Raw genomic sequence first — 15342 nt, forward strand, 5'->3', positions numbered from 1 at the left:
TTCAGGCCATGCGCATTTCCCGGTGCCGGTTCCAGGCGCGCGTCCACCCCAGTTCCGTGAAGAGCCGGTCAAGCACGATTGCGGTGAACCCCCAAATGATCCGGTCGCCAAATTCGAAGGCCGGCGAGGTGAACTTCTGCTGGTTTCGCTGCACCACCCCGGTCAGCCGGTTCCTGGGATCGAGAAGCTGCGCCACCGGTGCCCTGAAAACTCCGGCGCTTTCGGCGGGGTCAACGGCATGGACCGGGGATTCGGTATGCCACCAGCCCAGCACCGGGGTGACCAGGAAGTTGGTGACCGGCAGTTCGGTCTCGCTCAAATTGCCGAGCACCTCGACGCCGCTGGTATCCACCCCGGTTTCCTCCCAGGCCTCGCGCAGTGCAGCGTCTGAGGCGCTCGAATCGCCTTGGTCTATGCCGCCGCCGGGAAAAGCGATCTGCCCGGCGTGCTTGCGCAGCGTGGTGGCCCGCTCGACAAAGAGCAGGTCCAGATCCTGGGCGCGGGCCTGGTCGGCAAGCGGTGCGATGCCGGCAGCGCCAAAGAGGATCAGCACCGCGGCACGGCGGGCCGGGTTGCTGTCCAAATCCATGTTGATCCACTGGTTGGGCAGCTTTTGGGGTGCTCCAGCGGTGGCTCGATGTTTTGCGACGACCTGCTTCAATTCGCTGCGCGCGCTCATGCGTCTAATCCATATCCTTCGGCTCTCAGCTGCCTCCGGGTCGCACCTGCTTGCATTTTTGCCAGAAGATCCTCGCGCCCGGGAGCGAGCTCATACTTGAGCAACTGTTTTGCCTTGGCAGGTATTTCCTCGCCGAGGCCGAACGAGGGGCACAGCTTGGCTACCGGGCACACCCCGCAGGCGGGTTTGCGGGCGTGGCAGATCCTCCGGCCGTGAAAGACCACGCGGTGGCTGAGCATGGTCCAGTCGCGCTTGTCGAACAGTTCCCCTACCGCATGCTCGATCTTCACCGGGTCGGTTTCATCGGTCCATCCAAAGCGGTTGGCCAGGCGTCCGAAGTGGGTGTCGACGGTGATCCCCGGAACTCCGAAGGCGTTGCCCAGCACCACGTTTGCGGTTTTGCGCCCGACCCCGGGCAGCTTGACCAATTCCCCAAGCTCCGGCGGGACCTGCCCATCGTGGCGCTGAACCAGCGCGGCCGAAAGGCCCAGGAGCGAGTCGGTCTTGGCGCGGAAGAATCCGGTGGGCCGAATCAGCTCTTCGACTTCGCTGCGTTCGGCTTGGCTCATGGCTATCGCGTCCGGGAACCTGGCAAAGAGCGCCGGGGTGATGGCGTTGACCCTCACGTCGGTAGTCTGGGCCGAGAGCACCGTAGCGACCAGCAGTTCAAAGGGGTTCTCGAAATCCAGCTCCGGGACCGCATAGGGGTAGGTTTCGGCCAGCACCCTGTTGATCTTGCGAGCCCGCCGCTTGAGCCCCAATTCGGTTTCCATTTTTGCTTTATTCGCCACGCTTAGATCGTGCCATGAGTACCTGCACTTTTCACCCTCGGACACCGCGATCCGATGCAGTTCGTCGCGGCACGATGACCACTCGGCGCAGAATTCACCCGGAATTCCCCTTGCTGGTGACACAAACCACTGCCGCCGACCCCAAAGCATGTAACTTTGATCACAGAGAATATCAATGACTACGCGGAAGGATGCGAAGCCCGTGAGCGATTCGAAGACCTTGGATAACCTGTCGAATGAAACCCGTGCCTTTGCCCCCAGCAAAGAGTTCAGCGACCATGCGGTGGCCAGTTCGGCCAGCTATGAGGCAGCTGAGGCTGATCGCTTGGGCTACTGGGCGGACCAAGCCCGCAAGGTGCTGACTTGGGATACTGATTTCACGCAAACCCTGGACTGGTCGCAAGCGCCGGTTTCCAAGTGGTTTGTCGGAGGCAAGCTCAACGCGGCCTACAACGCGCTGGACCGGCACGTGGAAAACGGCCTGGGCGACCGGGTCGCGATCTACTTCGAGGGCGAGCCAGGCGATACCCGCACCTACACCTACGCCCAGCTGACCGAGGAGGTCAAGAAGGCCGCCAATGCCTTCGAGTCCCTGGGCGTGGCCAAGGGCGATCGCGTGGCCGTGTACCTGCCGATGATTCCCGAAGCCGTGATCACCATGCTGGCCTGCGCCCGCATCGGCGCCATCCACTCGGTGGTCTTCGGAGGCTTCTCCGCCGACGCTTTGCGCAGCCGCATCGACGACGCCGATGCCAAGCTGGTGGTCACCGCCGACGGCACCTGGCGCCGCGGCAAGCCATCGGCCTTGAAAGCCGCAGTGGACGGCGCGCTGGCCGCTGTGGGACACACCGTGGAAAATGTTCTGGTGGTCAAGCGCAACGCCGAGCCAGTGGAATTCGGACCCTTGGACAAGTGGTGGCACGAGGTGGTGGACGCAGCCTCCACCGAGCACACCGCGGTAGCCCACGATTCCGAGCACCCGCTATTCGTGCTCTACACCTCGGGAACCACCGGCAAGCCCAAGGGCATCGTCCACACCACCGGCGGCTTCCTCACCCAGGGCGCGGTCACCCATCGCGACACCTTCGACCTGCAGCCGGAAACCGATGTGTACTGGTGCACCGCCGATATCGGCTGGATCACCGGCCATTCCTACGTCACCTATGCCCCGTTGATCAATGGCGCGACCCAGCTGATGTACGAGGGCACTCCGGACACCCCGCACCAGGGCCGCTGGTGGGAATTGGTGGAAAAGTACGGCGTCTCCATTTTGTACACCGCGCCTACGGCCATCCGCACCTTCATGAAGTGGGGCCGCCAGATTCCCGATGGCTATGACCTTTCCTCCCTGCGCGTGCTGGGTTCGGTCGGCGAGCCGATCAACCCCGAGGCCTGGATGTGGTACCGCGATGTCATCGGCACCAACAACGGCAAGAATGGCGAGCGCAAGGAGCACCCGACCCCGATCGTCGATACCTGGTGGCAGACCGAAACCGGCGCGCACATGATCGCTCCCCTGCCCGGCGTCACCCACACCAAGCCAGGCTCCGCGCAGGTCGCGGTTCCGGGCATCAGCATCGATGTGGTGGATGAAGCCGGCGAGTCGGTGGGCAACGGCGAAGGCGGCTTCCTGGTGATCCGCGAGCCGTGGCCTTCAATGCTGCGCGGCATCTGGGGCGACATGGAACGCTACAAGGAAACCTATTGGTCCCGTTTCGAGAACATGTACTTCGCCGGCGACGGAGCCAAGAAGGACGACGACGGGGACCTGTGGCTGCTGGGCCGCGTGGATGACGTGATGAACGTGTCCGGCCACCGCCTGTCCACCACCGAGATCGAGTCCTCGCTGGTCGCGCACCCCTATGTGGCTGAGGCTGCAGTGGTGGGCGCCAAGGATGAAACCACCGGCGAGGCCGTGGTCGCCTTCGTCATCTTGCAGACCGAGCCTGCCGAAGGCGAGGATGTCGTTGCCACGCTGCGCAACCATGTGGGCAAGGACATCGGCCCGATCGCCAAGCCGAAGCACGTGCTCGTGGTCCCCGAATTGCCAAAGACGCGCTCCGGCAAGATCATGCGCCGCTTGCTCAAGGACGTGGCCGAGGGACGAGAAGTGGGTGACGCCACCACGCTCTCGGACTCGACCGTGATGAGCCAGATCGCTCAATCCATGGGCAAGTAGTCCGCACCGGACCGCCCGCGCTGCCGCCGGGCAGAATGCTGCTCGCGTTCTGCCCGGCGGCAGCGTTTTTTCTCATTCATCAATAAACAATTGCCGTGGTTCAAGACGCTTTGCATTAGATTTGAGTCCATGACTGACACCGCATCACGCACGATCCTGCTGCTCAACGGGCCGAATCTGAACCTTCTGGGCACCCGTGAGCCGCAGATTTACGGACATGACACCTTGGCCGATGTTGAACAGCTGGCCCGTGACACTGCCGCCGCGCACGGATTTGAGCTGCGCGCCCTGCAGTCCAATCATGAAGGGGTGCTCATCGATGCCATTCATGAAGCTCGCACCACTGCCGCGGGCATCGTGATGAACCCTGGAGCCTTCACCCACACCTCGGTCGCCTTGGCAGATGCCATCAGCGGTGTCCAGCTGCCCACGATTGAAGTCCACATCTCCAACGTGCACCAGCGCGAGGCATTCCGCCACCATTCCTACATTTCACCGGTGGCCAGTTCCATCGTCGTCGGCGCAGGCGTCAACGGCTACAAGCTGGCCGTGGAACAGCTGGCGTACCTGCTGGGCAAGTAATTTTGCCCCTTTGGCTAGTTGGCGATGCAGTCCCCGGTCTTGACCGAGGTGCGCTGCGAGCCGCCTAGTTCCATGGCGCGCTCCATCTCCTCAAGGCTCAGGGCGAATCCAATCTGCTCGTCGCTGCGGGACTTCGCGAAGATCAGGCCAACGGCTTCGCCGTTTTCATCCACCAGAGGTCCACCGGAATTGCCCTGGGCCACTTCGGCGGTGATCTGGTAGACGGAAATTCGCGACGGGTCGGTGCCGTAGATATTGGAGATCGAGACGTTGGCCCGCGAGGCGATCATGGCGCTGCGAATCTGCTGGGGTCCACCAGCCGGATAGCCGATAAACGCGGCGGCGTCGCCACGGGTGAGATCCTCATCGGCCAGGTCAATGGCCGGGGCCTCCAAGCCCTGTACGTACAGCAGCGCGATATCGGTCTCAGGATCGAAGTAGACCACCTTTCCGCGGTGTACTCCCTCACGACCGGTCTCCACGGTGGCTGCCCCCAGCCCGGCCACCACGTGGGCGTTGGTCATCACCATTTCTGGAGCCACCACAAATCCGGAACCAGTCAGGTTGACACCGCATTGCACTGCCGTGCCCGAGACCTTGGCGGCAGATTCTGCTGCGGTCCGCTGGAGATCGGTCGCCACCCAGTCGGTCTCCATGGGCTGGGCCACCGGCGGCGCAAAGGGCTCCAGGAATGCTGGCAGGGTTTCGGCGATCACCTTGGAGCGGGCCGAGGAAATGGCCGAGTTCACAAAGGGCGGCGTCGCGCCACGAATGGCCTGGATCATGGTGGATTTCCCAATTTCCAGGGACAGGCGCGGAATACCCATGCTGGAGGTGGAAAACGCCAGCGCGCCAATGATCGTGGCGGTAATCAGCACCGAGAGCACGCCACCGGCAATGCGGTCTGCCGAGCGCAGGAAATCGACGTTCATCCAGTGCCGGATGCGGGTGGCAATAACCCGGCCCAGCGCCTGGCCCAGGATGATCAGGACGGCAGCCGTGGCGGCCATCAGCGCAACACGCCACCAGGGGTTGTTGGCGAAAGTGGAAACCAGCGGGATGGCAAAGAACGCGGCAACGCCTCCCAGAACGAGGCCCACCATGTCGCCAACGGTCAAGAGAAAACCGCGGCGAAGTCCGATAATGAAAAAGGTCAGCAAAACAGCGCAGATGACTACGTCGAGCCAGCTGAAAATTCCGAGCACCAAGACTCCAATGCGTTCAAATTCTTTGTATTAACCCAAGGTACCCTTAGAAGCTGATGGATTTCTGCGAGCATATTCGCGAGTTTTGGCCGAATGAGCGTGACGTTCAACATTTTCTTGGTGAAACCACGTGTGGAAACTGTCACATTGTTACCGAATACGGCACAATGAAGTAAGCGCCTACTACTGTTGACAGGAGATTTAATGGATATCGAGGTACTGCGTCGCGCGCCACTGTTTGCGTCGCTTGGTGATGAAGTATTCGCCGCGCTCACCGAAGAATTGACCGAGGTTGATCTGTCCCGCGGTGCATCGGTGTTCCGTGAAGGCGATCAGGGCGATCGCCTGTACTTCATCGTTTCGGGCAAGATCAAGCTGGGCCGCACCTCTTCGGATGGTCGCGAAAACCTGATTGCTGTTCTTGGCCCAGGCGAACTGTTTGGCGAGATGGCCCTATTCGATCCACACCCACGCAACGCGACTGCAACCGCCGTGTCGGAAACCCGACTGGCTGGCTTGAGCCACGAGAACATGCGCAAGGCAATCCTGAACTCCCCTGAGGTCTCGATCCAGCTGCTGCAGGCTCTGGCTGCACGTCTGCGTCGCACCAACGAGTCCCTTGCGGACTTGGTCTTCTCCGATGTTCCTGGCCGTGTTGCCAAGGCTCTGCTTGATCTTGCTGACCGCTTCGGCCGTCCAGCAACCGACGGCATCCTGGTCGCTCACGAGCTGACTCAGGAAGAGCTGGCCCAGCTGGTTGGCGCATCGCGTGAAACCGTAAACAAGGCTTTGGCTGAATTTGTACAGCGCGGCTGGCTGCGCCTGGAAGCACGCGCCGTCGTGATTCTGGACATCCAGCGTCTGCGCCAGCGTTCACGCTAAGCCAGTCAAAATAGTGTGGGCCGAAGATCCTTTTGGATCTTCGGCCCACACCATTTTTAAGTTGTTCTAGCTAGTTCAATGCCGGCCCGCGGCGGCCTGCCAGGGACGCGAGGATTCGGCACTCATCGAGCCCAAAACTTCCAGATAGTAAATGCCGTCGCGCACCAGCAAGTCGGGGTGCTTCAATTCCAGGGATCGTGCCCGCGACAAATACGCCACCACCCCGTTGGCCTCGGACATTGCCTCAAGCATCATTTCCACGGCCGGGTAGCTGATCCGCGAGAAGTTCAAGCCCACGGTATTAGGCTGCCCCACCAGGTCGCCTAGCTCGCTGGTGTTTCGCTGGGCCAACACGCCGCTGGCCACCTGCCACCCACCCCATTTGCCCTTGCCGCGAAGCAGCGTCGCTTCTTGGCGGTTGGGCACGGTGGCTGCGAAGTACCAGGTATCAAATCTGCGCAGGGCAAAGTTGGGATTCAGCCAGTGCGAGACCGGCCGCAATAAATCGGTGCGAAGCCCTAGGCCGCGACGGCGAAGAAACTCATCGAATGGAAGATCCTGGCCGGCAATCGCTTCGCGGGCGCTCATCCACTCTTCGGGGTCGGTCATTTCGATGATGGATTGCTCGTCGGTGCCCGCCAGCAGGATTCCGGTTTCTTCAAAGAGCTCGCGAATGGCGCAAACGATATGCGCTTGGACCAGCTGCTGGTCCAATACGTCCATGCGCTTGGACCACTGCGAAAGGCTCGGTCCGAACCATTGGTAGGTTGCCCGGTCGCTGGCCTCGTGGCTGCCGCCGGGGAAGGCCACGTTGCCCATTGGGGAGCCGCCAGGCCGAAAGGTCAGGTAGGTCTCGACGCCCTTGGAGCAGTCCCGCACCAGGCACACGGACGACGCACGGCGCGGTGAGCGGGGGGTGCGGGAGCCGAAGGTGAACCAGTTTTCGGCCGTAGGGATCTGATGTGGCGGCAGATCAAAGACTCTGCGCACCATGCCGCTGCGCGGCCCGCAAGGGAAAGCCTTGGCAGGCCGCGCAAAAGGCAACTGAGGTGAACTACTCAAATTCGGCGATGACCTCAACCTCGACGGGTGCATCCAGCGGAAGCACGGCAACGCCAACGGCCGAACGCGAATGCAGGCCTGCGTCGCCGAGAACCTCGCCAAAGAATTCGGAAGCTCCGTTGATGACTCCTGGCTGCCCGGTGAACTCCGGTGCCGACGACACGAATCCGACAACCTTCACGATGCGCTTAATGCGATCTAGGTCACCAATTTCAGCCTTGATGGCTGCCAGTGCGTTCAGCGCGGCAATCTGTGCCTGAGCCTTGGCTTCTTCTGCTGAAACCTCTGCGCCGACCTTTCCCACAACTGAGAGTTCACCATTAATCAGCGGAAGCTGGCCGGAGGTGTAAACGTAGTTGCCGGTGGTGACCGCTGGCAGGTAGGCAGCGACAGGCTTGGCAACGCCTGGCAGGGCATAACCCAGTTCGGCCAGGCGCGTTTCGACACGCGAGGAAGTCGCTTCTTGCATGGGCTTTTTCTCCTTAAGGAAGTATGTTTTGGCTACTCTTTTGGACGCTTCATGTAGGCCACCGGCGATGAGCCGTTGGGGCCAGGAACTACAGTAACCAGCTCCCAACCATCATCCCCCCATTGGTCCAAAATCTGCTTTGTTGCGTGGATCAAAAGAGGCAAAGTGGCGTATTCCCATTTAGTCATACTGGATACGTTATCGCGTCCTTGTAAACTAGTGGGTATGGCAGCCAAGAAGTCCCCCTTTTTTGATACCGCCACCACCCTTGGGAAAGTCGTTGCGTTCTTCGGAATCAGCGCCCTGTGTGGTGTGCTCGCAGCAGGCATGCTCGTGCCCGTAGCGGCGATCGCAAAAACCGGTTTGACCACCGGTAACAACATCGTCAGCGCGCTCCCGAGCTCCTTTGAGAAGCTTCCGATTTCGGAGCCGTCAACGATCGTCGACGCCAACGGCAAGACCATCGCGAATTTCTACCAGCAGAATCGCGAACCTGTGTCACTTGATGACATCTCGCCGTATATGCGCAAGGCCATCGTCTCGGTGGAAGATGAACGCTTCTACGAGCACAAAGGTGTCGACCCCAAGGGCATCGCCCGAGCGATCGTCGGCAACCTGACCTCGACTTCGCGCTCTGGTGCGTCTACACTGACCCAGCAGTACGTGAACAACCTCCTGGTGAACAACCAGGAGCTCAGCGGTTCCGAGGAAACCACCGTTTCCGGCAACAAGGACTACTCGGAAAAGATCCGCGAGCTCAAGTACGCGGTAGCCATCGAAAAGGAAATGTCAAAGGACGAAATCCTCGAAGGCTACCTGAACCTCGTGCTGTTCTCCGGTCGCGAATACGGCGTACAGGCTGCCGCACAGCGCTTCTACTCTGTGGACGCAAAGGACCTGAACGTCCAGCAGTCGGCCATGCTTGCTGGCATGGTTCAGCTGCCGAACGTCTACAACCCGATCAACAACCCAGAGCGTTCTCTTGACCGCCGCAATAAGGTGCTGGGCAACATGTACCGCACCGGTGCAATCAATAAAAAAGAGTATGACGATGCGGTGAAGTCCGGACTTGAGCTCAAGCCCAGCACTTCCCCATCGGGCTGTTCAGCGGCCAACGACAACGCATACTTCTGCGATTACGTCACCAACCTGATCCTGGGCGACGACACGTTCGGCAAGACCAAGGAAGACCGCGAGGGCCTGCTGTACCGCGGCGGACTGACGATCAAGACCACCTTGAATAGCGAGCTGAATAAGAAGGCTGCCAACGACGCTCGCAAGTCCATCGACCCGAACGCCAAGTCCAATAAGGACGTGTTCTCCTCGATCGTCTCCGTGGAGCCTGGCACCGGAAATATCCTGACCATGGCCCAGAACACCACCTATGGTGCCGAAAAGGGCAACACCGCAAAGACCATGCTGAACTTTGCTGTCGAGAAGTCCATGGGTGGCGCAGGCGGCTTCCAGGCCGGTTCGACGATGAAACCGTACACCACGCTGGCTTGGCTCAAAGAGGGCCACCACATGTACGACACCATCAACGCCAAGCGGCCCTACTTCGCTCCTAGCCACAAATGGCGTGCCTCGTGCTTGCCCGGCGGCCAGACTGTCACCGGTGGTGGAGAAGCCTGGAAGCCCCTCAACGCGTCGCGTGGCTTCTACCGTCCCATGACTGTCGACTACGGCTTGAAGTGGTCCATCAACTCCGCAACCATCCAGGAAGCATCCAAGCTCGACCTCTGCAACATCACCGATTTTGCAAATAGCGTTGGGCTCCGCGATTTGGACAGCGGCCAGCCTGAGGAACTTTCGCCAGAGCATCCATCGTTTGTCATCGGTACGCCCAAGGTCGCTCCGCTGGCACAGGCTGCTGCCTTCGCCACCTTCGCCAACAAGGGCGAATACTGCGAGCCACGTGCGCTGACCAGCGTCACGGACAAGGACGGCAACCAGTACAAGGTCAAGAAGGAATCCTGCTCCCAGCAAATTGATCCGACCTACATCGCTGATCTGAACGGCACGCTGAAGAAGATCGCCACGGATCGCGTGTCGAAGGGCAGAGTCGCCGGTCCAATCGCCGGTAAGACCGGTACCAACAACTGGTCAACCTCCACTTGGTTCGTCGGCTACACAACCGGCATTTCCACCGCTGCCTGGGTTGGCCGAGTTAATGCCACTGCCGCTGAAGAGGCGAACACCCTGCAGGGATCGATGATCAATGATGAGCGCGCCCCAAGCACGCTCGACTCCTCGACCTACGCAGCTCCGCTGTGGGTGGACTTCATGGAGGAAGCAGTCCAGGAGTACGATCGCAGCGGCTTCGGTGCGCCTCGCAGCAAGCCTGCCCCCAAGCCTGAACCGAAGGAAGAGGATTCTTCCAAGGAGGATTCCAAGTCAGACTCCGAGGGCAAGGAGAAGGAATCCAAAGAAGACCAGTCCGAATCCAATGAGTCGAAGCCTGATTCCGGAGATAATGAATCGGATAACGGCAACGGCAACGGCAAGGGCAATGGCAACGGAAAGAAATCCGACGACTAGCTAAGCGCCGTTCAAGGCCGCGTTCAACTTTGGTTGAACGCGGCCTTCGGTCTAGATTGGCAATAGCGGACTTCACCAGAAGTTGCCCCCGGGCATGAAAGGACGATGGCAGACAGGTCATGGTTGAATACAAAACATTTGCTGCAGCACTGCGTCATGCGGCCGGTACCACAGCGCTGGCTGCCGGTGGAGCCCTGGCGCTAGGTGGTGCACTAGCTGGCTATGGCATGCTTGAGACCCAGAAATTCGGGTTGCGCCGCGAAACCCTGAACGTCCTGCCCCGTGGCGCCTCGGACATCAAAGTCCTGCACCTCTCGGACATCCATATGGTTCCGGGCCAGGAAACCAAGATCCAATGGCTACGCGAGCTTGCCGACCTCAACCCCGACTTCATCATTAACACCGGAGACAACCTCAGCCACCGCAAGGGTGTCCCTCCGCTGATCAAGGCTTTGGAACCGCTGATGGCCTTCCCGGGAGCCTTCGTGCCGGGATCCAACTGCTACTACGCGCCCAAGTTGAAAAACCCGTTCAAGTACTTCGCTCGCAACGACGGCATCCCCAACCCATCATCCCGGGATCAGCTCCCGTTCGAAGAGATGCACCGCGCCTTCGGCTCTGCCGGGTGGGTCAACATGTCCAATCGTTCGCATTCAACGGTCCTGAATGGACTGCGCCTGGATTTGACCGGCGTTGATGATCCGCACATCGACCGGGATCACTTCGCAGGCTGGCCACGAGGGTCCTCAACCAGCAGCCAAGCACCCCACGTCCGCATTGCGCTGACTCACGCGCCCTACCAGCGAGTCTTGGACCAGTTCGCCGAGGCGCAAGCCGACGTGATTTTTGCCGGGCACACACACGGCGGCCAGGTCTGCATTCCTGGCTATGGCGCATTGGTCTCGAATTGCGATTTGCCGACGTGGCGGGCCCGTGGCCTGAGCGATTGGGAGTACGCCGGCAACAGTGTTCCCCTGAACGTCTCGGCGGGCCTGGGCACCTCCCGCTTCGCGCCAATCCGCTTTGCCTGCCCGCCAGAAGCCATCTTGGTGACGCTCACCGGGCGCAAGTAGCCACGAAATCCATCTTCTGAATCCCGGTACAGCACAGAATATCGTGCGATGCCGGGATTCGCTCTAGCCTCATCTGAAGCATTTCTTTCCCAAATGAGAAAATCGATTGAATTCTCTCAACCACTGGCGGTAAGCTGAAGCTCTGTCTAACTTCTGGATGAATGCGGGGTACCGTGGCGCAAGCACAAAAGGCCGACTCTAGAGATCCGGTTCCCCTCTCAGCAACATTGAAGCGGCTCTACCCGTTCGTTAAGCCAATCCTCCCCCGGCTTTTCTGCGGCTTCCTCTGCGCGCTCGGAGCCGGCATCATCGCCCTGGTGATCCCCCAGGTATTGGCCTGGCTGGTGAACTCGGTTTTGCACCGGGACGGGGACTCGTCCGAGGTCTGGATCTCCGTTGCCATCGTGGCAGCCCTGGGATTCGTCGAGGCCCTGCTGATCTTCCTGCGCCGCCAATTTGTGCTGACCCCAGCCGCCGGGCTGGAAACGAAGATGCGCATCCGGTTCTACAAGCATCTTCAGCGCCTTCCTGTCGCCTTCCACGAGCGCTGGGGCTCCGGCCAGCTCCTCTCGCGTTCCATGTCGGATCTCTCGCTGCTGCGCCGATGGCTGGCCTTCGGCGCCATGATGCTCGTGGTGGAGACCGTTACGGTCATCACCGGCTTGATTCTCATGTTCACCCACTCGTGGATTTTGGGCTTGCTCTACCTGTTGGGATCCATCCCCATTGCCATCAAGGCGTACCGCTTCCGCAACGAGTACCGCGCCGCCAGCCGCCTTAGCCAGGACCAGGCCGGCGACCTCGCCACCGCCGTAGAGGAATCAGTGCACGGCATTCGCGTCATCAAGGCCTTCGGCCGCGGCCCGCACATCTACGAAGGCTTTAATACCCAGGCGAAGTCGTTGCAGGAAACCGAAATCGCCAAGGCCAAAACCCTGGCAAGTTTCCTGCTCACCGTTGTCGCCGTTCCAGAAACCATTTTGGGCATTGGCCTGTTCATCGGCATTGCCCAAGTTGCCAACGGAACCTTGAGCGTTGGCGCCCTGGTTGCCTACTTCGCCATTGCCGCAGTCATCGCCGGACCGGTCGAAGGCATGGGCATGCTCCTGGGCATGACGCTGAGCACCAAAACCGCGCTAGACCGCCATTTCGAGGTCATGGATTCGGCCAACGACATCATCTCTCCAGAACAGCCCCGCATCCCAGGAGAGCGTGATGGCAGCGTGCAGCTGCGCCACGTGCGCTTCGCCTACCCTGACACGGCCGGAACTCACCGGCCGATCCTGGCCGACATCGACCTGGAAATCCGCCCCGGAGAAACCATGGCCCTGGTCGGGATCACCGGTTCCGGAAAATCAACCCTGTTGAACCTGATCCCCCGGCTCCATGAAGCCACCGCCGGAGAGGTCCTGATCCATGGGCAAAACGTCAAGGAATGGGAGCTCGACCAGCTGCGCACCGAAATTGCCGTGGCTTTCGAGGACACCACCTTGTTCTCCAACACTATTCGGGACAACGTCCTGCTGGGCGCACCGGCGTCCTTGGACGAGCACGAGCGCGAAGCGCTGCTCGCCGAAGCACTGGATGTAGCCCAAGCTCACTTCACCTACTCGCTGCCGCAAGGCGTGGATACGCTCATCGGCGAAGAGGGCCTGTCGCTTTCCGGCGGCCAGCGCCAGCGCATTGCCCTGGCCCGCGCCATTGCCGCTCGTCCGAGCGTACTGGTGCTCGATGATCCGCTTTCAGCCCTGGATGTGCGCACCGAGGAACTGGTCACCGAGAAGTTGCGGGAAGTACTGGCCGGAACCACCACATTGATTGTGGCTCACCGCCCATCCACCGTGATGCTGGCAGATCGGGTTGCCCTGCTGCGTGATGGACGCATCGATGCGGTGGGAAGCCACACCCACTTGCTGAGCACCAACGAGCACTATCGATTTGTCATCGCAAGCCTGGATGACGAAGAACTGCCAATCGCCGAGGAGGCCTCACGATGAGTAAGCCATTGGGCGTCGCCAACGAGGACTCCATCAAGCTCTCGGCCGCTGAGCGCAAGGTGGTGCGCCAGCGCTCCTTCCGGTTGCTGGCCGCCCTCGCCGTGCCGCAGAAAAAGCTCTTCATTCTCACGGTCACGCTGGTCCTGGTCTCCAATGCCGCCCGCGTGATGCTGCCGGTGATCATCGCCTTTGCCATCGACTGGACCTTGCCCCAGGTCCGCGAGGGCAATTGGGGCGCCCTGGGGCTCACCGGCGCCGGATACATCGTCTGCGCAATCCTCAGCGGGGTCTTGCTGGCCTGGTACATCAACTCTGCGGCAAGAATTTCGCAGGCCATGCTGCTGGATCTTCGCCAGCAGGTCTTCCGGCATACCCAGCGGCTCAGCCTCGAATTCCACGAGAACTATACGTCCGGCCGCATCATTTCCCGCCAGACCTCGGATCTGGAGACCTTGCGCGAGCTGCTGGACCAGGGAGTCTCCGAGCTAGCGTCCTCCTGCGTATTCATCATTTTCACGCTGATTTCCATTTTCCTGCTGGACTGGCAAAGCGGGTTCGTGGTGTGCATCGCGGCCGTGCCGGTAGCCGTCCTGTTCTACTGGTACCAGCGCCGTTCCGAAGTCTTGTACCGGGAATCCCGTGTCGTTTCCGCGAAGGTCATTTCCACCTTCGTGGAAACCATGACCGGCATTCGCGCGGTGAAGGCTTTCCGCCGGGAACGCGCCAACGACCAGAACTACCAGCAGATCGCAGAGAAATACCGGGACAACTCGGTCCGCTCCTTCAACCTCTTCGGCATCTTGCAGCCGGGCCTGGTTTTGATTGGCAACCTGACGGTCGCGGCGCTCCTGGCCTACGGCGGCTTCCGCATCATCAACGGCTCCATGGAAGTCGGTGCCATGGTGGCCATCCTCTTGGCGTCCAAGCGGCTCTTCCAGCCAGTTGAGCACATTGCCATGTTCTACTCTTCCTTGCAGTCCGCCACAGCGGCCTTGGAAAAGGTCTCCGGGCTTCTCGAAGAAGAGCCGACCGTGCGCGAGCCGGAACAGCCAAAGAGCATCGGCAAAGTGGCCGGCGAGCTCGAATTCAAGGACGCGGTCTTCGGCTACGGCGACGGTCCGATCATCATGGACAAATTCGATCTGCGCATTCCAGCAGGCCAAACAGTCGCCGTCGTCGGGCAAACCGGCGCAGGCAAGTCGACCCTGGCCAAGCTCATTGCCCGTTTCTATGACCTGCGCTCAGGCACGCTGAAACTGGACTCGGTGCCGATCAACGAGCTGTCCAACAAGGAATTGCGCCGGCATGTGGTGATGGTGACCCAGGAAGCGTTCCTGTTCTCGGGTTCGGTTGCCGAGAACATTGCACTGGGCAGGCCTGGAGCATCCCTTGAGGACATCCAGTCGGCTGCACGAGCCGTAGGAGCCCACGAGTTCATCTTGGACCTGCCTGAAGGCTACGACACCGATGTGAATAAGCGTGGCGGCCGAGTCTCCGCAGGGCAGCGCCAGCTGATCTCCTTTGCCCGCGCCTTCTTGGCAGATCCGGCGGTATTGATCCTGGATGAGGCAACCAGTTCGCTGGATATCCCGTCGGAGCGGGCAGTTCAGCGCGGCCTGCAGACTTTGCTGGGCAACCGCACGGCTCTGATCATCGCCCACCGGCTCTCTACGGTTCAGATCGCCGACCGTGTCCTGGTGGTCCACGATGGGCGGATCTCTGAAGACGGCACCCCGCAGCAGCTGATTGCCGATGAGGGCCGCTTCGCCGCCTTGCACAAGGCGTGGAAGGACTCTCTGGTCTGATCAAGTCCAAACTGAAGCAGCCCCTGTCGACTCGGAAAACTTCCGAGTCGACAGGGGCTGCTTTTGCGCCGGCTGCAGGG

13 protein-coding genes are annotated in these 15342 nt (G+C 60.7%); 7 read left to right on the forward strand and 6 right to left on the reverse strand.

The genetic code is table 11. The features are described from left to right. Nucleotide 1: 1 nt before the first annotated feature. Complete coding sequence (locus AC6CHO_RS03040) at nt 2–679, reverse strand: NUDIX hydrolase (protein WP_498213623.1); 678 nt, start codon at nt 677–679, stop codon at nt 2–4. Then, entirely contained in the window at nt 676–1452 is a 777-nt protein-coding gene (gene nth / locus AC6CHO_RS03045; RefSeq protein WP_498213625.1) for an endonuclease III, read from the reverse strand. The genes AC6CHO_RS03040 and nth overlap by 4 nt, the downstream gene beginning before the upstream one ends. Before the next feature lie 193 nt (nt 1453–1645). Between nth and acs the strand changes: the two genes are divergently transcribed. Then, on the forward strand, nt 1646–3649 hold the full coding sequence (gene acs / locus AC6CHO_RS03050; protein WP_498213627.1) for an acetate--CoA ligase: 2004 nt from the start codon (nt 1646–1648) through the stop codon (nt 3647–3649). A 129-nt stretch (nt 3650–3778) separates the two neighbouring features. Continuing rightward, a complete protein-coding gene (gene aroQ / locus AC6CHO_RS03055) occupies nt 3779–4231 on the forward strand; it encodes a type II 3-dehydroquinate dehydratase (RefSeq protein WP_498213629.1) in 453 nt (150 codons plus the stop codon). A 14-nt stretch (nt 4232–4245) separates the two neighbouring features. On the opposite strand, the gene AC6CHO_RS03060 is transcribed toward aroQ, so the two are convergent. After that, complete coding sequence (locus tag AC6CHO_RS03060) at nt 4246–5436, reverse strand: MarP family serine protease (protein ID WP_498213631.1); 1191 nt, start codon at nt 5434–5436, stop codon at nt 4246–4248. Between the two features lie 204 nt (nt 5437–5640). Here AC6CHO_RS03060 and AC6CHO_RS03065 point away from each other — a divergent pair, with 204 nt between their 5' ends. Beyond that, nucleotides 5641–6318, forward strand: coding sequence for a Crp/Fnr family transcriptional regulator (locus AC6CHO_RS03065; RefSeq protein WP_022874282.1), 678 nt, complete (start codon nt 5641–5643; stop codon nt 6316–6318). Between the two features lie 75 nt (nt 6319–6393). Here AC6CHO_RS03065 and AC6CHO_RS03070 read toward each other — a convergent pair whose 3' ends face one another. The 3 genes from AC6CHO_RS03070 to sp36 form a co-directional block, all read right to left on the reverse strand. Next, the gene (locus AC6CHO_RS03070) at nt 6394–7311 is read right to left on the reverse strand and encodes an NUDIX hydrolase (protein WP_498213790.1); all 918 of its coding nucleotides are present in this window, start codon (nt 7309–7311) and stop codon (nt 6394–6396) included. Between the two features lie 61 nt (nt 7312–7372). After that, on the reverse strand, nt 7373–7849 hold the full coding sequence (locus AC6CHO_RS03075; protein ID WP_498213634.1) for a RidA family protein: 477 nt from the start codon (nt 7847–7849) through the stop codon (nt 7373–7375). Between the two features lie 32 nt (nt 7850–7881). Then, a complete protein-coding gene (sp36, locus tag AC6CHO_RS03080) occupies nt 7882–8037 on the reverse strand; it encodes a Sp36 family protein (protein ID WP_098945512.1) in 156 nt (51 codons plus the stop codon). A gap of 37 nt (nt 8038–8074) precedes the next feature. Here sp36 and AC6CHO_RS03085 point away from each other — a divergent pair, with 37 nt between their 5' ends. The 4 genes from AC6CHO_RS03085 to AC6CHO_RS03100 all read left to right on the forward strand — a co-directional run bounded on the left by AC6CHO_RS03085 (nt 8075) and on the right by AC6CHO_RS03100 (nt 15262). Then, entirely contained in the window at nt 8075–10387 is a 2313-nt protein-coding gene (locus AC6CHO_RS03085; RefSeq protein ID WP_498213636.1) for a transglycosylase domain-containing protein, read from the forward strand. Between the two features lie 119 nt (nt 10388–10506). Next, nucleotides 10507–11460 (forward strand): metallophosphoesterase, encoded by a 954-nt coding sequence (locus AC6CHO_RS03090; RefSeq protein ID WP_498213638.1) that lies wholly within the window; start codon nt 10507–10509, stop codon nt 11458–11460. A 161-nt stretch (nt 11461–11621) separates the two neighbouring features. Continuing rightward, entirely contained in the window at nt 11622–13457 is a 1836-nt protein-coding gene (locus tag AC6CHO_RS03095) for an ABC transporter ATP-binding protein (protein WP_498213640.1), read from the forward strand. Next, nucleotides 13454–15262, forward strand: coding sequence for an ABC transporter ATP-binding protein (locus tag AC6CHO_RS03100; protein ID WP_498213641.1), 1809 nt, complete (start codon nt 13454–13456; stop codon nt 15260–15262). The genes AC6CHO_RS03095 and AC6CHO_RS03100 overlap by 4 nt, the downstream gene beginning before the upstream one ends. Nucleotides 15263–15342 lie beyond the last annotated feature (80 nt).

It is taken from the genome of Glutamicibacter sp. GQ173, assembly GCF_059759215.1.